The 23,328-nt window shown below is 56.0% G+C and carries 23 protein-coding genes; 9 read left to right on the top strand and 14 right to left on the bottom strand.

What is annotated here, in order from left to right; genetic code table 11:
• Window positions 1-8: 8 nt before the first annotated feature.
• Genes PSEMAI1_RS0117270 through galE form a run of 12 tightly spaced genes read right to left on the bottom strand, consistent with a single transcriptional unit; the run spans window position 9 to window position 12,522 of the window.
• Window positions 9-1,415 carry a lipopolysaccharide biosynthesis protein gene (locus tag PSEMAI1_RS0117270; protein ID WP_024304072.1) on the bottom strand — a complete coding sequence of 469 codons (1,407 nt, stop codon included), beginning with the start codon at window positions 1,413-1,415 and terminating at the stop codon, window positions 9-11.
• A complete protein-coding gene (locus PSEMAI1_RS0117265) occupies window positions 1,412-2,287 on the bottom strand; it encodes a transketolase family protein (protein ID WP_024304071.1) in 876 nt (291 codons plus the stop codon). Before PSEMAI1_RS0117265 ends, PSEMAI1_RS0117270 begins: the two co-directional genes overlap by 4 nt.
• Window positions 2,280-3,092, bottom strand: coding sequence for a transketolase (locus tag PSEMAI1_RS0117260; RefSeq protein WP_024304070.1), 813 nt, complete (start codon window positions 3,090-3,092; stop codon window positions 2,280-2,282). The genes PSEMAI1_RS0117265 and PSEMAI1_RS0117260 overlap by 8 nt, the downstream gene beginning before the upstream one ends.
• A gap of 5 nt (window positions 3,093-3,097) precedes the next feature.
• The gene (locus PSEMAI1_RS0117255; RefSeq protein ID WP_198019631.1) at window positions 3,098-4,876 is read right to left on the bottom strand and encodes a bifunctional GNAT family N-acetyltransferase/PLP-dependent aspartate aminotransferase family protein; all 1,779 of its coding nucleotides are present in this window, start codon (window positions 4,874-4,876) and stop codon (window positions 3,098-3,100) included.
• Between the two features lie 10 nt (window positions 4,877-4,886).
• Window positions 4,887-6,212, bottom strand: coding sequence for a lipopolysaccharide biosynthesis protein RfbH (rfbH, locus tag PSEMAI1_RS0117250; RefSeq protein ID WP_024304068.1), 1,326 nt, complete (start codon window positions 6,210-6,212; stop codon window positions 4,887-4,889).
• 5 nt (window positions 6,213-6,217) lie between these two features.
• Window positions 6,218-7,303 (bottom strand): CDP-glucose 4,6-dehydratase, encoded by a 1,086-nt coding sequence (gene rfbG / locus PSEMAI1_RS0117245; RefSeq protein WP_024304067.1) that lies wholly within the window; start codon window positions 7,301-7,303, stop codon window positions 6,218-6,220.
• The gene (gene rfbF / locus PSEMAI1_RS0117240) at window positions 7,300-8,073 is read right to left on the bottom strand and encodes a glucose-1-phosphate cytidylyltransferase (protein ID WP_024304066.1); all 774 of its coding nucleotides are present in this window, start codon (window positions 8,071-8,073) and stop codon (window positions 7,300-7,302) included. The genes rfbG and rfbF overlap by 4 nt, the downstream gene beginning before the upstream one ends.
• Window positions 8,074-8,087: 14 nt before the next feature.
• Window positions 8,088-8,636 carry a dTDP-4-dehydrorhamnose 3,5-epimerase gene (rfbC, locus tag PSEMAI1_RS0117235; RefSeq protein ID WP_024304065.1) on the bottom strand — a complete coding sequence of 183 codons (549 nt, stop codon included), beginning with the start codon at window positions 8,634-8,636 and terminating at the stop codon, window positions 8,088-8,090.
• A complete protein-coding gene (gene rfbA, locus PSEMAI1_RS0117230; protein WP_024304064.1) occupies window positions 8,636-9,514 on the bottom strand; it encodes a glucose-1-phosphate thymidylyltransferase RfbA in 879 nt (292 codons plus the stop codon). Before rfbA ends, rfbC begins: the two co-directional genes overlap by 1 nt.
• Window positions 9,515-9,532: 18 nt before the next feature.
• Window positions 9,533-10,423, bottom strand: a complete 891-nt coding sequence (gene rfbD, locus PSEMAI1_RS0117225; protein WP_029770793.1) for a dTDP-4-dehydrorhamnose reductase — start codon at window positions 10,421-10,423, stop codon at window positions 9,533-9,535.
• Entirely contained in the window at window positions 10,420-11,484 is a 1,065-nt protein-coding gene (gene rfbB, locus PSEMAI1_RS0117220; RefSeq protein ID WP_024304062.1) for a dTDP-glucose 4,6-dehydratase, read from the bottom strand. Before rfbB ends, rfbD begins: the two co-directional genes overlap by 4 nt.
• Window positions 11,485-11,514: 30 nt before the next feature.
• Window positions 11,515-12,522, bottom strand: coding sequence for a UDP-glucose 4-epimerase GalE (gene galE / locus PSEMAI1_RS0117215; protein WP_198019682.1), 1,008 nt, complete (start codon window positions 12,520-12,522; stop codon window positions 11,515-11,517).
• A 415-nt stretch (window positions 12,523-12,937) separates the two neighbouring features.
• On the opposite strand from galE, the gene PSEMAI1_RS0117210 reads away from it, so the two are divergent.
• The 9 genes from PSEMAI1_RS0117210 (at window position 12,938) to PSEMAI1_RS0117170 (ending at window position 21,348) form a co-directional block, all read left to right on the top strand.
• The gene (locus tag PSEMAI1_RS0117210; RefSeq protein ID WP_232219942.1) at window positions 12,938-14,074 is read left to right on the top strand and encodes a glycosyltransferase; all 1,137 of its coding nucleotides are present in this window, start codon (window positions 12,938-12,940) and stop codon (window positions 14,072-14,074) included.
• Window positions 14,075-14,320: 246 nt separating this feature from the next.
• Window positions 14,321-14,608 (top strand): co-chaperone GroES, encoded by a 288-nt coding sequence (gene groES / locus PSEMAI1_RS0117205; protein WP_024304059.1) that lies wholly within the window; start codon window positions 14,321-14,323, stop codon window positions 14,606-14,608.
• A 171-nt stretch (window positions 14,609-14,779) separates the two neighbouring features.
• Window positions 14,780-16,417: a chaperonin GroEL gene (groL, locus tag PSEMAI1_RS0117200; protein WP_024304058.1), complete on the top strand. Its 1,638-nt coding sequence runs from the start codon at window positions 14,780-14,782 to the stop codon at window positions 16,415-16,417.
• A gap of 170 nt (window positions 16,418-16,587) precedes the next feature.
• A complete protein-coding gene (locus PSEMAI1_RS0117195) occupies window positions 16,588-17,334 on the top strand; it encodes a Nif3-like dinuclear metal center hexameric protein (protein ID WP_024304057.1) in 747 nt (248 codons plus the stop codon).
• Window positions 17,335-17,448: 114 nt separating this feature from the next.
• Window positions 17,449-18,033: a ubiquinol-cytochrome c reductase iron-sulfur subunit gene (petA, locus tag PSEMAI1_RS0117190; RefSeq protein ID WP_024304056.1), complete on the top strand. Its 585-nt coding sequence runs from the start codon at window positions 17,449-17,451 to the stop codon at window positions 18,031-18,033.
• Window positions 18,034-18,047: 14 nt separating this feature from the next.
• Window positions 18,048-19,367, top strand: a complete 1,320-nt coding sequence (locus PSEMAI1_RS0117185) for a cytochrome bc complex cytochrome b subunit (RefSeq protein ID WP_024304055.1) — start codon at window positions 18,048-18,050, stop codon at window positions 19,365-19,367.
• Between the two features lie 17 nt (window positions 19,368-19,384).
• The gene (locus PSEMAI1_RS0117180) at window positions 19,385-20,146 is read left to right on the top strand and encodes a cytochrome c1 (protein WP_024304054.1); all 762 of its coding nucleotides are present in this window, start codon (window positions 19,385-19,387) and stop codon (window positions 20,144-20,146) included.
• A 147-nt stretch (window positions 20,147-20,293) separates the two neighbouring features.
• Window positions 20,294-20,896 carry a glutathione S-transferase N-terminal domain-containing protein gene (locus PSEMAI1_RS0117175; RefSeq protein ID WP_024304053.1) on the top strand — a complete coding sequence of 201 codons (603 nt, stop codon included), beginning with the start codon at window positions 20,294-20,296 and terminating at the stop codon, window positions 20,894-20,896.
• Window positions 20,897-20,904: 8 nt separating this feature from the next.
• The gene (locus PSEMAI1_RS0117170) at window positions 20,905-21,348 is read left to right on the top strand and encodes a ClpXP protease specificity-enhancing factor (RefSeq protein ID WP_024304052.1); all 444 of its coding nucleotides are present in this window, start codon (window positions 20,905-20,907) and stop codon (window positions 21,346-21,348) included.
• 142 nt (window positions 21,349-21,490) lie between these two features.
• Here PSEMAI1_RS0117170 and PSEMAI1_RS0117165 read toward each other — a convergent pair whose 3' ends face one another.
• Window positions 21,491-22,795 (bottom strand): ammonium transporter, encoded by a 1,305-nt coding sequence (locus tag PSEMAI1_RS0117165; RefSeq protein ID WP_024304051.1) that lies wholly within the window; start codon window positions 22,793-22,795, stop codon window positions 21,491-21,493.
• 28 nt (window positions 22,796-22,823) lie between these two features.
• Window positions 22,824-23,162, bottom strand: coding sequence for a P-II family nitrogen regulator (glnK, locus tag PSEMAI1_RS0117160; protein ID WP_008952462.1), 339 nt, complete (start codon window positions 23,160-23,162; stop codon window positions 22,824-22,826).
• Between the last annotated feature and the right edge of the window lie 166 nt (window positions 23,163-23,328).

The following is a 23,328-nucleotide window of genomic DNA, read 5'->3' as shown; positions in this document are numbered from 1 at the left end:
AGGTGGCTTTAATGAGATTCAATATTTTTCTGAGAAATTCTGTTCTTTTGATTTTGGCTGCAGCCCTCTACCGAAAAGAATGAATTTCGTCTTTTAAGGTAAATGTAATTTCCACCGATAAATGTCACACCAATTATGGCAATTATTTGTGCGTAAACGGCGCCAGGCAGGCCCATCGTCGGGATTAGCGCAAATGAGCTTGACAATATGGTAGCTCCATGGATGATGGAGAGTATGAAGAAAGGCTCTTCTTTATGGGCGCGCAGATAGACTGCCTCGGCAGAAGTGATATGTGAGAGCGCCCCGGTGATTGCCATTAATAAAAGCAATTTATATGGTAATAGCCTGTTGGTGACATTCGGGAAATACTTGCCCAATATGAGAAGTGATATCAGGAAACCCAAAAAACATACTAGCAAAAAGACGGAAGACTGGAGCAGGTCGCGTTTGAAGGCCTGGTCTAGCTCGATTTCCTTTTTTCTTGCAACTAGTTGCCCATAGGATGGGGCTTTGGTAGAAATCCACGCAAGGGCTGTTGCATTTATTGCGCCAATAACTTGCAGGCTCATTCCCATTTGACCTGCCGCAACAGGCCCACTGAAATGGAATATCAATGGGTTGAAGAGCTGCGTAATGAAGTAACCACTCATCCAGCTGACGGCGATGCGCCAATGAAATGGCCAAATTTCCTTGCGCCAATTCATGGGAGGGAGGTCAGTAGGGTGACACAGCAGATCTTTCAGGAAAGCTCGGTAGCGTTTCCATAGCCAGGCAGAGACAACTAAAGTGCTGGCAGCGCTACTGGCGGATAACGCGAACAGACCACCTTGCATGCTCAATATCAGCCAGATCGATATGCCAGTAATCACTGCTTGTCGCAGTCTTAAGCCAGCGACCTGTGCGACATGGCCACAACCTTCCAGCAGAGCAACTGTTGATGTCAGCAGCAAGTTGAGGGCAGCGAAAATAACTAGTAATGTCCAGGCAACTGTGACGTTATTCGGAACTTCTTGGCTAGCATTATTTTGGTGAAAAAATACCAGGCCTATAGGTAAAAGCACTGCAATCATCAGTGCCGCGGCGACTCCAAACCAAACAAGCGAGAATTGCAGCAATGATTGCAAGCGCCTTTTCGCCAAAGGGCTTCCATTGATCGTGTAATTTGTTTGCCATGTCAAATGTGCCATTTCATGGCTGGCAAACTGGATGATGGCATAATTTAGGCCAAGCTCAACGAAAATTTGCAGTGCGATAAGACTGTTGAACGTATAGTAATATCCTTGCTCTGCAGGAGTGAGGAAGCGGCCGACAAAATAAATACTCACCAAGCCTGACAGTACTACCCACCCTCTGGAAAAGAGAGTGAGAAATACTGCCCGGTCGATGCCCATGCGGTGGAAAAGACGCTTGATCACCCCAGTCCGCCAATCCTGTTTAATGTTGCCTGGCTTGCTACTTTGCCAAAGATACTGTCAGACAGTGCCCTTATTTCGATCTGGGTTTGGACGCGCCCCATCGTGGCTGTTTCTGCCAGCCAACTGCCAAAGCCACCATCAACAATGTGGTCCTCTACCGTGATGACCTCATCCCATGCCGCCAGTTGCTCAACCTGTCGGGTTTTACTTTGCATCCCCCAAAGAGGCATGGAGTGGAGGGAATGGCCATCGTAGAGCCCTTGTCGCAACCAGGATTGTGCTATGGCTAAAGGGGCCCCAGTCGTCAATAATGTCTTTCCTTTGCGCCCTTTAACTATCTCAAGCCATTTACCCGGCTCAACTTCAGGTACAGTGGCATGCAAGCATGCTTCACCTGCCTTGGCCAAGCGCAGATAAGAAGGGCCAGGGTTATCCACCAGATAGCGCATGCATGCCCGCACTTCCATAGGATCGCCAGGGGCAGCAATGGTCATATTCGGCATCAAGCGCATGAGTCCATAGTCTTGGACAGCATGATGCGAATAGCCTAGATTGCCATAAGCGAGGCCACCACCTACGGCCACAATTGTTACCGGCAAGTTGTGGTAGTCGACGTCGTTCCTGATCTGCTCAGCGCAGCGAAAGGTCGGGAAGTTGGCAATGCTGTAGATGAAAACATGATAACCTTCCGAGGCCATTCCTGCCGCCAGCCCCATCATGTTTTGCTCTGCAATCCCGGCATTAATAAAACGATCTGGGAATCGGTCTGCAAATGGTTCTATTACCGAATAACCTAGGTCGCCAACAATTAATGCAATATTTTCCCGCTGCTCAGCTAAAGTGACTAATTCGTCAATGAAAGCATTACGCATGAACCATCTCCAATTCGCGTAAGGCTTGTTCTAGTTGCTCTTTGTTAGGGCTTCTATAATGCCAGTCGACACTGTTTTCCATGAAGCTGACGCCTTTCCCCTTGATTGTGCGAGCAATAATGGCAGTGGGTTTCCCCATTTCTGCCGGCAGTTTTGCAAAAGCCTCATGAAGCGCTCGATGGTCATGGCCATCGATCTCAATGACTGAGCAGCCAAATGCGCTTAATTTATCTGCCAGTGGTTCTAGAGCAAGTGTGTTTTCGATAGTGGTCAGGCTTTGCAAGTTGTTGAAGTCAATGATTGCAACAAGATTGTCCAGCTTATGGTGTGCAGCAAACATCAAGGCTTCCCAGTTGCTACCCTCATCCATTTCGCCATCGCCAAGCAGCACAAAGGTGCGCCATGTCTTCTTCAATTTTTTTGCAGCTAAGGCTTTTCCTACCCCAAATGGGAGCCCATGACCAAGCGAGCCTGTTGAAAATTCGACACCTGGAACTTTGTGACTGATATGGTTCATCAAGTCAGAAAAATCTTGGCCATAGCTATCAACAGCAGCCTTGGATATAAATCCTTTTTCTGCTAATGCAGCGTATACGGCAACACAGGCATGGCCTTTGCTCAGAATAAGGCGATCTCTATTTTGAGCATTTGGGGCATCAGGGTCGCAGTTGAGATGGCTGTGGTAAAGGACGGCCAATATGTCCGCTATCGATAATGCGCTTCCAATATGAGACGCTTTGGCATTGTGTACCATTTGCAGGGCAGTGCAGCGCACTGCCCTTGCAAAAGCAAGGGCATCAGCCATCTTGTTTATCCCTTAAGAATCTCTTTTATTTGCTGGCAAGCGTACATGACTTCGTCTTTGCTTAAGCAAACACCGCTCGGCAAGTTCATCGCTTGCGAACCAACATGCAATGCATTTGGTTGCGCTTCCTGAGCGCGTGGCCAGATTGGATACTGACTGATTGCCGGGAACACTGGTCGGCTATCGACATTTCTTGCCTTCAATTGCTGCATTAATTGATCTCGACTAATCGGCATAGCCTTGTCCAGCAATAAGCTACTCATCCAGTAAATGCTTTTTGCACCCTCAACTTCCTTGTTGAGAGTAATGCCAGGTACCGACTCTAGCCCTTCCTGGTACCAAGAGAAAATCCTGCGCTTCATTTCGATCAGTTCATCGACGCGCTCAAGTTGCCCCAATCCAAGAGCAGCTTGAATATTGGACATCTTGAACTTGACACCATCAGCATCGATCCAGAATGTCCGCGAAGGATTCCTGCCTTGATCCCAGATCTTCAATGCTTTCTGATAGAGGGCATCGTCATTGGTGACAAGCATGCCGCCTTCACCGGTAACCATCAATTTCGCGCCTTGGAAGCTGAAAGCAGCAAAGTCGCCGAAACTACCACAGCGCTGTCCTTGCCATTCCGCTCCAATGGCAGGTGCTGCATCTTCGACAACTTTAAGGTTGTATTTCTTGGCAATGGCCAAGATATTGCTCATCCGTGCTGGGTGCCCATACATATGGACAGCCATAATAGCTTTTGTCTTTGGTGTAATCAGGCTTTCAACGGAATTTGCATCTATATTCCAAGTATCCAGTTCGATATCTGCAAATACGGGGATGGCCCCTGTGTAACGAACGGCATTGGCGGTAGCTACCCAAGTCTGATCCGGCACGATGACTTCGTCGCCTGGGCCGACATCCAGAGCCATCAGTGCGATCTGAAGTGCGCCAGTGCAGCTAGAGGTAGCCAAGGCATATTTGACGCCAACGTACTCTGCAAATTTTTTCTCAAAAGTTGTGAGGTACTTTGACCAGTTGTTGTTCCAGCCATTCAGTGCCGCATCAAAAGAGTACACCGCCTCCTTGGCTGAAATGGATGGACCGGCTGTCAGGATAAGCTTTTCCCCGATGTGCTGGGTGGACGGCTTGAATGCCATGCGAACAAACTCTTGTTGACTGCCCTCACCAGGCATTGCTTCCCGATATGAAACAAAATCTCCGTTTTGCTCTTTTACCAGAGGGATATGTTGCTCTACTTCAAAGCCATTTTTTTTGTAGAAATTGATGGCATGTGGGTTGTCGGCCATTACCCTGAGATAGAAGCCTTCAACATTGATGGTTTTCCGTGCCCATTCCATCAGCGCTTTAATTGCTACGGAGAAAATGCCTTTCTCTTTCCCCTCGACGCCACGTACGACGTTATCAATCTCGAACAGCATGCCTTCGTTGTGGCAGCCATTAAAGCCTATATGCCCAAGGATTTTCCCTTGCATGTCAGCGACCAAAAACAGCATACGGTCTTCGACGGCAAGAAGGCGCTTGTCCAGCCATGAGCTGGTGCTTTCCTCTGTCGCTATGAATTGCGTCGGATAAACTTGTACGTTCTCGTTGCGCCAAGCAGTGAACTTCCGGATTAATTCCAAGTCGTTCTTATGTGCCTTGCACACAGGAAGCAAAAACCCAATATCTGCAAGAGGAATGGCGCGCAGATAGGCTTCTTGAATGTTTTTGGCATCCTTTAAGAAATTAAAATTCTCTGTGACAGCCTTTTTATAAATAGACAATGCATTCTTATTCATGAAGCTCTCCTTAGAAATTTGCGCCCACAATTGTTTCAATTTTTTCGACGGCAAAGTCGAGCATGTCGCGAGTCATGCCTGGGTGTACACCAATCCAGAAGGTGTTATTCATAATTAGATCGGTATTGGTCAATTCACCGCTGACACGATATACCTGGCCATCCATATAAGGTTGGCGGGTGAGATTACCGGCAAACAGCAGTCGGGTGCCCACGCGATGTTCATCCAGGTACTTGAGCACATCCACACGGCTGATGCCGCTGTCGGGACGGATGGTAATCGGGAAACCGAACCACGACGGGCTGCTGTTCTCGGTCGCTTCCGGCAGGATCAGGAACTCGGTACAACTTTGCAGGCGCTCGGTCAGATAGGCAAAGTTGTCTTTGCGGGCTTGGATAAAGCCTTCCAGTTTGTCGAGCTGGGCCAGTGCGCAGGCGGCCTGCATGTCGGTGATCTTGAGGTTGTAGCCCAAGTGACTGTAGGTGTACTTGTGATCGTAGCCAGCGGGCAGGCTGCCCAACTGCCATCCAAAGCGCTTGCCGCAGGTATTGTCGCAACCCGGCGCGCAGTAACAGTCGCGGCCCCAGTCGCGGAAGGACTCGATGATTTTTTTCAGTTCGGAGTCGTTGGTGAATACGGCACCGCCTTCACCCATGGTGATGTGGTGGGCAGGATAGAAGCTCAGGGTGCCGATGTCGCCAAAGGTGCCGGCGAGCTTGCCATCGTAGGTACTGCCCAGCGCATCGCAACAATCTTCAATCAGCCAGAGATTGTATTTTTCGCACAACGCCTTGATGGCCTTCAGGTTGTACGGGTTACCCAAGGTGTGGGCCAGCATGATGGCCTTGGTTTTCGGGGTAATGGCAGCCTCAATCAGCTCTGCCTTGATATTGTAGGTGGGGATGTCCACATCGACAAACACCGGCACGGCACCGAACTGGATGATGGGGTTGACGGTGGTGGGGAAGCCTGCCGCCACACCGATGACTTCATCCCCTTTCTTGATGGCGCGGGCACCCAGCTTGGGCGAGGTCAGTGCCGAGAAAGCGAGCAGGTTGGCCGACGAGCCAGAGTTGGTGGTTAGCAGATGTTTTACACCCAGGAAATCGGCCAGGCGTTTCTCGAACATGTCGTTGAAGCGGCCGGTAGTCAGCCAGCCATCCAGCGAGGCCTCAACCATGTTCTTCAGTTCGGCGCCATCGATCACTTTACCCGACGGCGGAATGACGGTCCTGCCAGGCTCGAAGTTACGTGGAGCCATGGCAATGGCGGCGTATTCGTCGACGAGCTGGGCAATTTGCTGACGGAGTTGTTGAGCTTTGTCTTGTTGGTTCATCGCAATCATTCACTAGTTTGGTTGGTGCCTTGGTAGGCGTCGATCTGCTGCAGCGTAACTTGCTGCATGTCTTGTCCAGAACGGTGGGCTTGGTGCCAACTGCAGATATGCTTCAACGTCGTGGCGAGCGACCAGCGCGGTTGCCAGCCAAGATGGGTGTGAGCTTTGGCACAGTCGAGCTTAAGATAATGTGCTTCATGGAGATTGGCCGCTGCGGTGTCGATGACATAGCGGGCCCCGTCGCCCCACTCTTGGGTAAGGGTTTTGACAATCCACTCCACTGGCTTGGCATCGCTCTCTTGAGGGCCGAAATTCCATCCTTCGGCATAGGCTGGACCTTCGGTATAAAGCTTTTCAGCCAGAGTGAGATAACCCGATATGGGCTCCAGCACGTGTTGCCAAGGACGGATGGCGTGAGGGCTGCGGATGGTGACTGCTTCGCCGGCCTCGATGGCGCGCATGATGTCGGGAATCAGCCGGTCACCAGCCCAGTCACCCCCGCCAATCACGTTGCCGGCACGGGCACTGGCCAGCGCTACTCCATGGCGAGCATAGTCTGCCGGGTTGAAAAAGGAGTTGCGATAGGCACTGGTAACGAGTTCAGCGCAGCCTTTGCTGTTGCTGTACGGGTCGTAGCCGCCCATCGCTTCGTTCTCGCGGTAACCCCACACCCATTCGCGATTTTCGTAGCACTTGTCACTGGTGACGTTGACGACGGCGCGAACTGAGGAGGTGGCACGAACGGCCTCCAGCAGATGAACCACGCCCATCACGTTGGTGGAATAGGTTTCCACCGGGTTGGCGTAGGAGTAGCGAACCAATGGCTGGGCAGCCATGTGGATGACGATATCCGGCCGGCTGTTTTGCATGGCTTGAGTGAGTGCAGCAAGATCGCGCACGTCGCCCAGGATGGAATGCATGCTGTCGGCCACGCTGGCTTCTTCAAACAAGCTGGGTGTGGTGTTGGGGGCCAATGCATAGCCGGTTACCTCTGCCCCCATGTGTTGGAGCCATAGCGAGAGCCAGCTGCCTTTGAAGCCGGTATGCCCGGTGAGGAAAACCCGCTTTCCTTGCCAGAATGCCGAATTCATTCCCATACCTTCCACGGTGCCTTGCCGCTTTGCCAAAGCTCTTCAAGATAAATCTTGTCTCGCAGCGTATCCATTGGCTGCCAGAAGCCTTCATGGGGGAAGGCGGCTAGCTGATTGTGTTGAGCCAATCTCTCCAATGGTTCGCGTTCCCAGATGCTGGCATCGTCATCGATCAGATCGATCACTTTGGGTGACAGAATAAAGAAGCCCCCGTTGATCATGCCGCCGTCGCCCTTGGGTTTTTCTTTGAATGTGATGACTTTGCCATCCTGCATGTCCAACGCACCGAATCGGCCAGGAGGGTAAGTGGCTGTCAGAGTGGCGTTTACACCTTGACTTTTATGGAATTCGATCAGCTTTGTGATATCGACATCGCTGACTCCATCGCCATAGGTGAAACAGAACGCTTCGTCGTTTTCGACATAATTACGTATCCGCTTGAGGCGGCCACCAGTCATGGTGTTTTCGCCGGTATCCACCAGGGTGACACGCCAAGGCTCAGCATAGCGCTGATGGACTTCCATCTTGTTATTCGACATGTCGAAGGTGACGTCGGACATGTGCAGGAAGTAGTTGGCGAAATACTCCTTGATCACATAGCCCTTATAGCCACAACAGATCACAAACTCGTTAATCCCATAATGGGAGTAGATCTTCATGATGTGCCAAAGAATCGGTTTGCCTCCGATTTCTACCATTGGCTTGGGGCGATGAGTAGTTTCTTCGCTGATGCGGGTACCGAGGCCACCGGCCAGAATGACTGCTTTCATTTTGCTCTCGTTATTCAATCAAAAAAGGGTGCTGTCGGAAAAAGATAGGCCTGCAAGTCCTTGGCAGAGAGCGAAGGTTGCCCCGCAATAGGCCATCCAATGTTCAACTCTGGGGCATTCCAGATAATGCTGCACTCACTGTGGGGTGCATAATAATCGGTCGTCTTGTATAAGAATTCGGCATGCTCGCTCAGCGTCAAAAAACCATGTGCGAAGCCCTCAGGGATCCACAACTGGCGTTTGTTCTCGGCTGACAGGTTCACCCCAACCCACTGGCCAAACGTCGGTGACGATTGGCGGATGTCGACTGCAACATCAAACACTTCTCCTAGCACACAGCGTACCAGTTTGCCTTGGGCATGCGGGGGCAACTGGTAGTGCAGCCCGCGCAGTACACCTTTGACCGAACGGGAGTGGTTGTCCTGTACAAAGTGGACTTGGCGGCCGATGGCTTCCTCAAATCTTTTCAGGTTGAAGCTCTCGAAGAAGAAACCGCGCTCATCACCGAACACGGCCGGCTCGATGATCTTGACGTCGGGGATGGCGGTATCGATGACCTTCATCAGAACACCCTTTCTTTGAGCACGCTGAGCAAGTACTGCCCATAGCCGTTCTTTTTCAGCGGGTCGGCGAGCCTTTCCAGTTGTGTGGCATCGATATGGCCAAGGCGGTAGGCGATTTCTTCCGGGCAGGCTACTTTCAGCCCCTGGCGCGCTTCGATGGTGGCGATGAATTGACTGGCCTCAAGCATCGATTCATGAGTGCCGGTGTCGAGCCAGGCGTAGCCACGTCCCATCGTTTGCACATCCAGCAGACCCTCTTTCAAATACACCGCGTTGACGTCGGTGATTTCAAGTTCGCCGCGCGCCGAGGGCTTGATCGATTTGGCGATGTCGACCACTTGCTGGTCGTAGAAGTACAGCCCCGTGACCGCATAGTTCGATTTGGGTTGGGCCGGCTTCTCTTCGATGCTGATTGCCTTGCCGGCGCCATCGAATTCGACTACCCCGTAGCGTTCCGGGTCGTGGACATGGTAGGCGAACACGCAGGCCCCGGCTTTCTTGGCCGCGTTCTGGAGCAATTTGGCAAAGTCGTGGCCATAGAAGATGTTGTCGCCAAGCACCAAGGCCGATGAATCGCCGGCGATGAACGATTCGCCGAGGATGAAGGCCTGAGCCAGGCCATCTGGGCTGGGTTGTACGGTGTACTGCAGGTTGATGCCCCACTGACTGCCGTCGCCGAGCAGTTGCTCAAAGCGGGGTGTGTCCTGTGGGGTGGAGATGATCAGAATGTCGCGTATGCCGGCCAGCATTAGAGTACTGAGCGGGTAGTAGATCATCGGCTTGTCGTAGATCGGCAGCAACTGCTTACTGACCGCCAGGGTGGCCGGGTAGAGGCGTGTGCCGGAGCCTCCGGCGAGAATAATGCCTTTGCGTTTCATGCTTCGCTTCTTCTGATCTTATTTGTAAAGCTGTGTGACCACGTGGGCGACGCCCTGTTGCCAGTGCGGCAGGGCCAGCCCGAAGTGACGGGACAGCTTGCTGCAGTCCAGTCGCGAATTGGCCGGACGCGGTGCGGGCAGCGGATAGCCAGATGTCGGAATCGGTCGGATGGCGCTGGCGGCGAGCCGGAGCGGGTAACGCTGCTGTTCGGCCAGTTGCACCACGAAGCGTGCATACTCAAACCAGCTGGTTTCTCCGCTAGCCGTCAGGTGATAGGTGCCATAGTCGAACTTGTGGGTTGGCAGCCGGTAGCGGCTGATGAGCTGCGCCGTGACGTCGGCAATCAGCGCGGCTGGGGTCGGGGCGCCGATCTGGTCCGCCACCACGTTGAGGCTATCGCGTTCGTGCGCCAGCCTCAGAATGGTCTTCAGGAAATTGCCACCATGAGCTCCGACCACCCAACTGGTGCGCAGAATCAGGTGGTGGGCGGTGCGGGCGCGAATGGCCTCTTCGCCCTCCCACTTGCTGCACCCATAGACAGACTGCGGGTTGACTGCGTCGTCTTCGCAATAGGCTCCTTCTTTGCGGCCATCGAAGACGTAGTCGGTCGAGTAATGAATCAGCAACGCGTCGTGCCGTTCCGCCCACTCGGCTATCACGCCCGGTGCCTGGGCGTTGACGGCCATGGCGAGCTCAACCTCGGTCTCGGCCTTGTCGACGGCGGTGTAAGCTGCCGGGTTGACAATGATGGCGGGCTGATGGCGATCCAGTGCGGCCAGCACGCTGGCTGGGTCGGCCAGATCCATCTCTTGTCGGGTCAGGGCAATGACTTCTCCCAGAGGCGCCAGCGCACGTTTCAGCTCGAAACCCACCTGACCGTTGGCGCCCGTAATCAGGATACGACTCATACCGCCACTCCGTATTGCTGGGCGACCCAGTCGCGATAAGCACCACTGGTAACGTTGTGGACCCAAGCCTGGTTGTCCAGATACCACTGCACCGTCTTGCGGATGCCTGTTTCGAAGGTCTCGGCCGGTTTCCAGCCCAATTCGCGCTCCAGCTTGCGGGCATCGATGGCATAACGGCGGTCGTGGCCGGGACGATCCTGCACGAAAGTAATCTGGCCTGCATACGACTCACCATCTGCGCGCGGTTGCAGTTCATCAAGAATCGAGCAAATGGTGTGGACTACGTCCAGATTGGGCTTCTCGTTCCAGCCGCCGACGTTGTACGTTTCGCCAGGGGTGCCAGCTTCCAGCGCGCGGCGGATGGCGCTGCAATGATCTTTGACGTACAACCAGTCGCGTATCTGTTGCCCGTCGCCGTAAATCGGCAGCGGCTTGCCGGCCAGCGCGTTGAGGATTACCAACGGGATCAGCTTCTCGGGGAAGTGGTATGGCCCATAGTTGTTGCTGCAATTGGTGGTTAGCACCGGTAAGTCATAGGTGTGATGCCAGGCACGGACCAGGTGATCGCTGGCAGCCTTGCTTGCTGAATACGGGCTGTTTGGTTCGTAGGCATTGGTTTCGGCAAACGGTGGATCGCTAGGCGACAAGGTGCCGTATACCTCGTCAGTTGAGACGTGCAGGAAGCGGAACGCTTGCTTGTCTGCTGCGGGCAGGTCATTCCAATACCCCCGGACAGCCTCGAGCAGATTGAAGGTGCCGACCACGTTGGTCTGGATAAACTCACCCGGTCCGCTGATCGAACGGTCGACGTGTGATTCGGCGGCAAAGTTGATTACGGCACGTGGACGATGTTCGGCCAGCAGATCTGCAACCAACTTACGGTCGCCAATATCACCGCGTACGAACAGATGGCGTGGATCGTCTTTGAGCAAGGCTAGCGTGTCGAGATTGCCGGCATAGGTCAGTTTGTCGAGATTAATGACTTGCTCGTCGCTGTGTGCCAGCCAATCGAGGACGAAGTTCCCGCCAATGAAGCCGGCGCCGCCTGTAACAAGAATCATGTCTTTGCCAGTGCTTTTTCTTAAAGAGGTTTAAGGATAACCGACTGGATTCTGGCTTTGCCAGCGCCATGCATCTTCGCACATTGCTTGGAGATCTCTCTGTGCTCGCCAGCCCAGGATTTCATGAGCCGAAGTCGGGTTGGCCCAGCATGCGGCAATGTCGCCGGGGCGACGGGCAACAATTTCATACGGCACAGGCTTGCCGCAGGCTGCTTCGAATGCTTTTACCATGTCGAGTACCGAATAACCTTGGCCTGTCCCCAGGTTGACGGTAATCAGTCCTCCTAGGGTCAGCAGCGCCTGCAGTGCTTTGAGATGACCGTCTGCCAAGTCGACCACGTGGATGTAGTCTCTTACACCGGTGCCGTCAGGAGTGGGGTAGTCGTTGCCGAACACATTGAGTTTGGGGCGTTGGCCAATGGCAACTTGGCTGATGAATGGCATCAGATTGTTGGGGATGCCATTGGGGGCTTCTCCGATCTGTCCGCTTTCGTGGGCGCCGACTGGGTTGAAGTAGCGCAGAATGGCGATGTTCCACTGGGGCTCAGCGGATGCTAAATCCCGCAGGATGTCTTCCGCCATCAGCTTGCTGCGGCCGTAGGGGTTGGTGGCCGAGAGAGGAAAGTTTTCGTGGATAGGGACGCTGGCCGGGTCACCGTACACTGTCGCTGAAGAACTGAATACCAAGGTGCGCACGCCATGGCGACGCATCGCCGCCAAGAGCGACAGTGTGCCGGTGACGTTGTTGTCGTAGTACTCCAGTGGCTTGGCGACCGATTCACCTACCGCCTTTAAGCCAGCAAAGTGGATGACGGCCTCTATCGGATGGCGAAAGATGGCATCCAGAACGGTTGCATCGCGGATATCTCCCTGGACAAACTGCAGGTTCTTACCCGCCAGCTTTTGCACGCGTTGCAAGGCTTCCAGTTTGCTGTTGCTCAGGTTGTCCAGTACGACCAGTTCATACCCAGCCTCCAAGAGATGCAGGCCGGTGTGCGAACCGATGTAGCCGGCGCCGCCGGTGACCAAAATCATGATTATGCCTTATGACTCAAAGTCTAATAAATGCGTGTTTTGAATAAATATGTAATTCTAACTGTGGATGGTCGCCGTTCGTGTTGCTGGATTGAAAATTCCATGTTGATTGGTCAAGGCGCCATTATGATGCATGCCATTGACGTTATTTTTAACCGATATTGTTATAAATATTTAACTATTCTTAATTATGGCTATGTTAGTATTTTGGCATATCTTGTCTGGATTGTGGAGTGCCGCTGAGCTAAAATTCATTTTGGCCAGGCGCGGGCAGCCTCTACATCTTGCCTGTCTTATGACTTGCCGGGGCGCCAACCCAGGCTGCAGCTGTGCGACGGTTGACTCAGTGGTGTTCTCGGGCTGCGATTCTAAGGCTTGATTATGACAATTGTTAGCGTTTCTTCTTGAGGAGTTGGATGTGTTCATCGGCCTATTTTTTGGGGCGCTCCTAGCCGCTATGTTGGTGGCTATTGCAATTATCCGCAGTGCCCATCTGCACGCTCACTTGTCAATGGATGGAGACTTGTCCGGCCCGCAAAAATTCCACACAGCACCTACCCCCCGGGTGGGCGGCGTGCCCGTCATGGCCGGCTTGCTGCTGGGGGCTGGAGGTGCTTGGTATGAGGGCTTGCCAGAGTTTGCCTATCTGTTGTTGGCCGGTCTTCCCGTGTTTTTGGCTGGCTTTGCCGAGGATTTGACCAAACGGGTGCGTCCGCTGTACCGGCTGCTCTTCGCTTTCGGTTCTGCCGCCATGGCTGCGTGGTTGCTGGGGGCTGTGTTGCCATCGCTCGGCATTGCCGGTTTGGATGAGGCCTTGATGGCTCTGCCTTGGCTGGCGCTGCTGGTGACAGTATTTGCCGTGGGGGGGGTGTGCCACGCGGTTAACATCATTGACGGCTACAATGGCCTGATGGGTGGAGTGGCGATGGCGATTTCCGCCGCTCTGGCTTATGTTTCGTTTACGGTGGGTGATGCTGCGCTGTTGGCTGTTTCCCTCTGCTTGTTAGGCGCTGTTTTGGGCTTCTTCGTGTGGAATTTTCCGCGAGGGATGATCTTTGCCGGTGATGCCGGAGCCTATCTGGTCGGTTTCTTGCTGGCGGAAGTGTCTGTCTTGCTGGTGGTGCGTCACCCAGGAGATGTGTCTCCGTGGTTCCCCATGCTGTTGATGATCTACCCGGTTTTTGAGACTGTCTTCTCTATCTATCGCAAGAAGTTTGTTCGCCAGATGTCGCCCGGCATGCCTGACGGCTTGCACTTTCATATGTTGATCTACAAGCGCTTGGTACGATGGATGGTGGGTAAGCGCGAGGCCAAACATCTGCTGCGTCGTAACAGTCTTACCGCTCCTTATCTGTGGGGCGTGGCCCTGTTCTCGGTCATGCCGGCGACCTTGTTCTGGCAATACGAATGGGTTCTGCAGCTATGTTGTGTCTTGTTCGTCTTGCTGTACGTTTGGCTTTATCGCCGGATTGTGCAGTTCCGCGCGCCGCGTTGGCTTGTGTTGCGTCGTGCCGAGGGTGATGTGCGTCCCAAGCTTGTCACTAGTTCCCGCTAATTCTTCTGTCTGCCTGAGCCCTGTCGGTTTTCCCGTCGGCGGGGCTCTTTCTTTGCCGGTGTGTGTGATAAATTCTATCGGCATGGTCATCCTGATTGATAAAAATTCGTCCGCCATTGCCCTTGAAAACCCCTTGCCCCGTCCCTATCATTAGCACTCGCAAGCGCCGAGTGCTAACGCGCTTGGCCAATCTGCTGATTTGATTGATTTTTCATTCTCACCAGCCACTGCTAACAGGAGAGAACAATGGCAATTCGTCCTTTGCACGACCGTGTAGTAATCAAGCGCCTTGAGGCGGAAGAGAAGACGGCTTCCGGCATCGTTCTGCCGGGTGCGGCAGCTGAGAAGCCGGACATGGGCGAAGTGATCGCCGTGGGCAACGGCAAGATTCTGGAAAACGGCGAGCGCCGCCCGCTGGAGCTGAAGGTCGGCGACAAGGTGATCTTCGGCAAGTATTCCGGTCAGACCGTCAAGGTTGACGGCGAGGAAGTCCTCGTGATGCGCGAGGAAGACGTTATGGGCATTGTTGAGTAATCCATCCCCACAACTGAGAGTGTGTGAATAAATCTGCTGCGCACCCCCATTCCGGCCCTGCGATGCTCACCGTACCCCTTGTACGGCTGCGCTTCTCGAACCGGCCTTGGGGCGCTCGCAACGATTTCTTAACACACACTCTGACCGAAACAGATTCTGGAGAAGTTAAGAATGGCTGCTAAAGACGTAAAATTCGGTGATTCCGCCCGCGCCAAGATGGTTGCCGGTGTCAATATTCTGGCCGACGCCGTTAAAGTGACCCTGGGCCCGAAAGGCCGCAACGTGGTGCTGGACCGCTCCTTCGGCGCGCCGACCATCACCAAGGACGGCGTGTCCGTTGCCAAGGAAATCGAACTGAAGGACAAGTTCGAGAACATGGGCGCCCAGATGGTCAAGGAAGTCGCTTCCAAGACCTCCGACGTGGCCGGTGACGGTACCACCACCGCAACCGTGCTGGCCCAGGCCATTGTGCAGGAAGGCATGAAGTTCGTTGCCGCCGGCATGAACCCGATGGACCTGAAGCGCGGTATCGACAAGGCCGTAATCGCCCTGGTGGGCGAGCTGGCCAAGATCGCCAAGCCGTGCACCACCTCCAAGGAAATCGCTCAGGTGGGCTCGATTTCCGCCAACTCCGACCTGGATATCGGCCAGATCATCGCCGACGCCATGGAAAAAGTGGGCAAGGAAGGCGTGATCACCGTTGAAGACGGCAAGTCGCTGAGCAACGAGCTGGACGTGGTGGAAGGCATGCAGTTCGACCGCGGCTACCTGTCCCCGTACTTCATCAATAATCAGGAAAAACAGATCGCCGCACTGGACAACCCGTTCGTGCTGCTGTTCGACAAGAAGATCTCCAACATCCGCGACCTGCTGCCGGTGCTGGAACAGGTAGCCAAGGCTAGCCGCCCGCTGCTGATCATCGCCGAAGACGTGGAAGGCGAAGCCCTGGCCACGCTGGTGGTGAACACCATCCGCGGCATCCTGAAAGTGGTGGCCGTCAAGGCTCCGGGCTTTGGCGATCGCCGCAAGGCCATGCTGCAGGACATCGCCATCCTGACCGGCGGTACCGTAATCGCCGAAGAAGTGGGCCTGACCCTGGAAAAAGTCACCCTCGACATGCTGGGCCAAGCCAAGCGCATCGAAGTGGGCAAGGAAAACACCATCATCATCGACGGTGTGGGTGAGCACGCTACCATCCAGGCTCGCGTTGGCGAAATCCGCCGCCAGATCGAAGAAGCCACTTCCGACTACGACAAAGAGAAGCTGCAAGAGCGCGTGGCCAAGCTGGCCGGCGGCGTTGCCGTGATCAAGGTCGGTGCCGCGACCGAAGTGGAAATGAAAGAGAAGAAGGCCCGCGTCGAAGACGCGCTGCACGCCACCCGCGCTGCCGTGGAAGAGGGCGTGGTGCCTGGCGGTGGCGTGGCCATCCTGCGCGCCCGCGCTACCCTGGAATCGCTGACCACCGACAACGCCGATCAGGACGCCGGTGTGAAGATCGTGCTGAAGGCGATCGAGGCTCCGCTGCGCCAGATCGTTCAGAACGCCGGCGATGAACCGTCGGTTGTCGTGAACAAGGTGCTGGAAGGCAAGGGTAACTTCGGTTACAACGCCGCCACCGGCGAATACGGCGACATGATCGAAATGGGCGTGCTGGATCCGGCCAAGGTGACCCGTACCGCGCTGCAACACGCGGCTTCGGTATCCGGCCTGATGCTGACCACCGACTGCATGATCGCCGAGCTGCCGGAAGACAAGCCGGCTGCCCCGATGGGCGGCATGGGCGGCATGGGCATGGACGGCATGATGTAATCAGTTAGAGTAGGGCGCAATCGAAGCGCATTGCGCCGACCTGCTGAACCGAAAAACCCCGCGAGTTTCGCGGGGTTTTCTTTTTTTCGGCCAACCTTGTCGGCTTGGCCGAAGGCCATACGAGCCGCACTTTCTGGCACAATTCGCCCATTGATAATCGGGAAAGACCCATGCAACTGAGCGAATTGCAGCGCGTACTGGATGCGCAACTGGAGCCCTGGCGTTTCAAGGATTATGCCCCCAATGGCTTGCAGGTCGAGGGCAGGGCCGAGGTACGTACCATCGTTACCGGGGTGACCGCGTCGCAGGCACTGATCGATGCCGCCATCGCGCAGCAGGCTGACGCCATCTTGGTGCATCACGGCTATTTCTGGAAGAACGAAGACCCGCGCCTGGTCGGGATCAAGAAGCGCCGCCTGCAAAGTCTGCTGGCGCACGACATCAGCCTGCTGGCTTACCATCTACCGCTCGACGCCCATCCGGAACTGGGCAATAACGCGCAGTTGGCGCGAGAGCTAGGTTGGCAGGTCGAGGGCCAGTCGGGTGATCAGGGGCTGTTGTGGTACGGCAGCGTGCCGGTTCCGCAACGTGCCGACGAGTTTGTCCGCGCCACCGGGGAGAAACTCGGGCGCGAGGCCCTGCTGCTGGGGCGACCGGACAAGCCGGTGCGGCGCGTGGCCTGGTGTACCGGTGGGGCGCAGGGCTATTTTGCTGAGGCCGTGGCGCTGGGCGTCGATGCGTTCGTGACCGGCGAGGTGTCGGAGCAGCAACATCATATGGCTTTGGAGTATGACGTGGCTTTTGTTGCTGCGGGGCATCATGCGACCGAACGCTATGGGATCCGAGCTTTGGGAGCGTGGCTCTCAAATAATCATGATGTTAGTGTGGTTTTTATCGATGTGGCCAATCCGGTCTGACGTGGGGAGGTGGAACTTGCGCAATTAATTTGCATCGCCGCTTCAAGTCCTTGCCGGTAATCGGGTAAAATCGGCAGGATTTGAGCTCGGTTTCCACGTTTGAGGATGACTGTAATGAGTGAGCAACACGTCGATGCGGGGCGCCGTCGTTTCCTGACGGTAGCAACCAGCGCGGTTGGTGGTGTGGCGGTGGCCGGGGTGGCCACGCCATTTCTGATGAGTTTCTTCCCGTCCGAGAGGGCCAAGGCGGCGGGGGCGCCGGTCGAGGTCGACATCAGCAAGCTGGAACCGGGCCAGAAGATCAACGTCGAATGGCGCGGCAAGCCGGTATGGGTTCTTTCCCGTACGCCGGAGCAGCTGAAAAACCTGCCCAAGAACGATCCTAAACTACTCGATCCCAAGTCGGAAGTCGAGCAGCAGCCGCCCTATTGCAAGAACGAATACCGTTCGATCAAGCCGGAGATCCTCGTCGCCGTGGGTATCTGTACCCACTTGGGCTGTTCGCCGACCTACCGTCCGGATCTGGCTCCGGCCGACCTCGGCCCGGACTGGCTGGGTGGCTTCTACTGCCCCTGTCACGGCTCCAAGTTCGACCTGGCGGCCCGAGTCTTCCAGGGTGTCCCGGCACCGAAGAACCTGGAGATCCCGCCGCACAAGTATCTGTCCGATACCCGCCTCCTGATTGGCGAAGACAAATAAGCTGAGGGCGAAAAATGAGCAAAGGACAAAGCATTCTGAACTGGGTGGACGAACGCTTCCCGCTGTCGTCCACCATGAAGGCGCACATCACCGAATACTATGCGCCCAAAAACTTCAACTTCTGGTACTTCTTCGGCAGTCTGGCCATGCTGGTGCTGGTGATCCAGATCGTCACCGGCATCTTCCTGACGATGAACTACAAGCCGGACGCCAACCTGGCCTTCCTGTCCGTCGAGTACATCATGCGCGACGTGGCCGGCGGCTGGATCATCCGCTACATGCACTCCACCGGCGCCTCGATGTTCTTCGTGGTGGTCTACCTGCACATGTTCCGCGGCCTGATCTACGGTTCGTACAAGCAGCCGCGCGAACTGATCTGGGTGTTCGGCTCGCTGATCTTCCTGTGCCTGATGGCCGAAGCCTTCATGGGCTACCTGCTGCCGTGGGGCCAGATGTCGTTCTGGGGCGCCCAGGTGATCGTGAACCTGTTCGGTTCCATTCCGGTGATCGGTCCTGACCTGTCGGTGTGGATCCGTGGCGACTACGTCGTGTCCGATGTCACGCTGAACCGCTTCTTCGCGCTGCACGTGATTGCCGTGCCGCTGGTGCTGCTGGCGCTGGTGGTGGCTCACCTGGTGGCCCTGCACGAGGTCGGCTCCAACAACCCGGACGGCGTCGAGATCAAGAAGAACAAGGACCCGAAGACCGGCATCCCGCTCGACGGCATTCCGTTCCACCCGTACTACACCGTCAAGGACGTGCTGGGCGTGGTGGTGTTCCTGATCGTGTTCTCCGCTATCGTGTTCTTCATGCCGGAGATGGGCGGTTACTTCCTCGAACACCCGAACTTCGACCCGGCCGACCCGCTGAAAACCCCGCCGCACATTGCGCCGGTCTGGTACTTCACGCCGTTCTACGCCATCCTGCGCGCCATCCCGTCCTTCCTTGGCACCCAGGTGTGGGGCGTGCTGGGCATGGGGGCCGCCGTGGTGCTGATCGCCTTCCTGCCGTGGCTGGACAAGTCGCCGGTGAAGTCGATCCGTTACCGTGGTCCGAAGTTCAAGTTCATGCTGACCCTGTTCATCATCGCCTTCATCGGCCTGGGTATCCTGGGGGCGATGCCGTCCACCAACACCCGTACCGTGATCGCCCAGGTGCTGTCCGCCGTCTACTTTGCCTTCTTCCTGGGCATGCCGATCTACACCAAGAACGACGTAGGCAGCGAGCCGGTGCCGACCCGCGTCACCGAGACCAACGCCAAGCGTCAGATTCGTTTCCTGGTGCTGGTGGCGGTGACCATCGCCGGCGCAACGCTGTTTGCCATGAACGTGTAACGAGGGGGATGACTCATATGAAAACCAAAATCCGTCATCTGATCGCCGCGGCCGCGTTCATGCTGCCGTTGGGGGCCGCCGTGGCCTCCGAAGGGGGAGTGAAGCTCGACAAGGCGCCGATCGATATCCAGGATACCGAGTCGCTGCAACGCGGCGCCCAGATCTTCACCAACTACTGTCTGTCGTGCCACTCGGCCAACGCCATGCGCTTCAACAGGCTGATGGACATCGGCTTGAGCGAGCAGCAGATCAAGGACAACTTGCTGCCGCCGGATACCAAGATCGGCGACACCATGAGCATCGCGATGAAGGTGAAGGATGCCAAGGTGTGGCTCGGTGCCGCGCCGCCGGATCTGTCGGTGATCGCACGCTCGCGTGGGGCCGACTACCTGTACTCCTACATGCGTGGCTTCTATCGTGACGAGACTCGTCCTACCGGCTGGAACAACCTGGTGTTCCCCGGTGCCGGCATGCCGCACATCTTCTGGGAGTGGCAGGGCGACCAGATGCTGAAGACCGTCAAGGGCGAGGGCGGTCATGAAGAGCATCAGCTCGAGCTGGTCAAGGCCGGCACCATGACCAAGCTGGAAAACGGCAAGGCCAACACGGTGGAATACGACCGCCGCATGGCCGACCTGACCAACTACCTGGTGTACATGGCCGAGCCGGTGCAGGTGAAGCGTCACCAGATCGGTTACGTGGTGCTGATGTTCCTCGGCTTGCTGCTGCTGCCGCTGGCGTACTTCCTGAAGAAGGAATACTGGAAAGACGTGCACTGAGTCTGACGCTTGACCGAAACCGAGGGCGGGGTTGATCCCGCCCTTTTTCTTTTTCAAACAGGAGCTTAACGGCTAAAACTGGAAAAGCGTAGTGGCAAAATGGTAAACTTGACAATTGTTGCCAATCAAAAGGATGCGCTTTTAGCCATGATGACCTTGTACTCCGGTATCACCTGCCCGTTCAGCCAGCGTTGCCGCATCGTATTGTATGAAAAGGGAATGGATTTCGAGATCATTGATGTGGATGTCCACAACAAGCCCGAAGATCTCGCGGTGATGAACCCGTACAACGAGGTGCCGGTGCTGGTCGAGCGCGATTTGATCCTGCACGAATCGAACATCATCAACGAATACATCGACGAGCGCTTCCCGCACCCGCAGCTGATGCCGGCCGATCCGGTGATGCGCGCTCGGGCACGTCTGTTCCTGTTCCGCTTCGAGCAGGAGTTGTTCTGCCACGTCAAGACGCTGGAAGCCGGTGCCACCGGCAAGGAAGCCGCCAAGGCGCGTGATGCCATTCGTGATGGCCTGATCATGATCGCCCCTATCTTTGCCAAGCAGAAGTTCATGCTGGGCGAGGAGTTCTCCATGATCGACGTGGCCATCGCCCCGCTGATGTGGCGTCTGGAGCACTACAACATCGATCTGGGCAAGAGCGCCGCGCCGATTCTCAAATATGCCGAACGGATCTTCCAGCGTCAGTCCTTCATCGACTCGCTGACTCCGTCCGAAAAGGCCATGCGCAAGTAAGGGCAGCTATGAGCTCTTCAACCAAGCCTTACCTGATCCGTGCCTTGCACGAGTGGTGTACCGATAACGGGCATACCCCGTATATCGTGGTGTGGGTTACCGAGCAGACTTCGGTGCCGCGCGAGTTCGTCAAGAACAACGAAATCGTGCTCAACATCGCGCACACGGCCTGCAAGGGGCTCAAGATCGATAACGACTGGATTTCGTTTTCGGCCCGCTTTGGCGGGGTGGCGCGCGACATCTGGATTCCGGTCGGCAACGTCATGTCCATCTTCGCCCGGGAGACGGGAGAGGGGATGGGCTTCGAAGTGGAGGCTCCCCCTGAATCAGCGGGGAATGCTGAATCCTCTCCGACGTTGAAACCGGTAGAAGGCCAGGGTGGGGAAGCCGGGCAGGGGGCGGACTCCTCCTCCCGCTCCACCGGGCGTCCCAGCTTGCGCATCGTCAAGTAATAGTGCTGTTTCGCATTACCCCATGAACAAAAGCCAGCCTCGTGCTGGCTTTTGTTCATGGGGAGGGCGTATGCAAAAAAATGGGGCGCCGCAGCGCCCCCAAGTCCCTTACCACAACAAGACAACTTGCTGATCTTTTGTCTTACTCCACGCGTTCGCCGTGGAGAGCCACATCCAGACCTTCGCGTTCCTCTTCGCTGGAGACGCGCAGGCCGATGACCAGATCGATGATCTTCAGCAGGACAAAGCTGGCGATGCCGCAGTACACCGCAGTCGCTACGACACCGAGCGCCTGGGTGGCGAGGCTGCCTTCGACGCCGCCGATGTCTTTCACCGCGAACACGCCGGTGAGCAGGGCGCCGACGATACCGCCGACACCATGTACGCCGAAGGCGTCGAGCGAGTCGTCATACTTCAGGGCGTGTTTCAGGCCGGTGGCGCCCCAGTAGCACACGACGCCGGCGATCAGGCCGATGGCCAGGGCGCCCTTGGCGTCCACGAAACCAGCTGCCGGAGTGATGGCTACCAGGCCGGCCACGGCACCGGAGGCGATGCCCAGTACCGACGGTTTGCCCTTGGCGATCCATTCGGCGCTCATCCAGGCCAGCGCTGCCATGCCGGTGGCGATCTGAGTCACCATCATGGCCATGCCGGCGCGGCCGTCCGCGGCTACGGCGGAACCGGCGTTGAAGCCGAACCAGCCCACCCACAGCATGGATGCACCAATCAGGGTCAGCACCAGGTTGTGCGGCGCCATCGCTTCCTTGCCGAAGCCGACGCGCTTGCCCAGCACCAAGGCGGCTACCAGGCCGGCTACACCGGCATTGATGTGCACCACGGTGCCGCCGGCAAAGTCGAGGACGCCCTTGTCAAACATCCAGCCGCCCGGAGCCCATACCCAGTGAGCAACCGGCACATAGACCAGCAGAGCCCACAGAGCCATGAACACCATCATGGCGGAAAACTTCATGCGCTCAGCGAAGGCGCCGGTAATCAGAGCGGGGGTGATGATGAAGAAGGTCATCTGGAACATCATGAACACCGGCTCCGGAATGGTCGGGGCCAGCGGATTGACGGTCAGCTTGCCCTGATCCTTCAGGAAGGTCAGTCCTTCCATCAGCACGCGGTCGAAACCACCGATCAGCGAGTTGCCCGGCGTAAACGTCAGGCTGTAGCCGATGACGGTCCACAGCACGGTCATCAGGGCGCAGATGGCAAAGCTCTGCATCAGCGTCGCCAGCACGTTTTTCTTGCGGACCATGCCGCCGTAGAACAGGGCGAGTCCGGGGATGGTCATGAACAACACCAACGCCGTCGAGGTCATCATCCAGGCGGTGTCTCCGCCGCTGATGGTGGAGGCTGCAACCAGAGTCGGTCCATCTGCGGCGAGTGCCGGCAGGGAGGAGAGCAGGGCGAGTGAGCCCAGTGTGACCAGATTCCTTTTCATTGGCATTCCCCTTCTGTTCCGTTATGGATTAGACGGCATCGGCACCGGTTTCGCCGGTACGGATGCGTACGACTTGCTGCAGGTCGAACACGAAGATCTTGCCATCGCCGATCTTGCCGGTGCGGGCGGACTTCTCGATTGCTTCCACCACTTGATCCAGCAAGGCGTCGTCGATGGCGATTTCCAGTTTCACTTTAGGCAAGAAGTCGACTACGTACTCCGCCCCACGATACAGCTCGGTATGACCTTTCTGGCGTCCGAAGCCTTTCACCTCGGTCACGGTAATGCCTTGAACACCGATGGAGGAGAGGCCTTCACGCACTTCGTCAAGCTTGAACGGCTTGATAATGGCTGTGACCAGTTTCATGTGCATTCCTTTCTGACGTATCCGAATCGTTTTTTGCTACTGTGCCTCAAGGTAAGCAGGTTTCGTGCCAACCCGGCCAGGGAGGTCATGGCATGGATTGGCGGCTGTGTAGTGGCGCGAGAATGGGGCAGTTGCCCGGCTTGGCACCGTCTTGGCGCGGTTGAAG

Origin of the sequence: Pseudogulbenkiania sp. MAI-1 (genome assembly GCF_000527175.1) — a bacterium.
Classification (GTDB): domain Bacteria; phylum Pseudomonadota; class Gammaproteobacteria; order Burkholderiales; family Chromobacteriaceae; genus Pseudogulbenkiania.
Note: the sequence above shows the minus strand (reverse complement) of the source record. Positions and strands in the feature narration are given on the sequence as shown.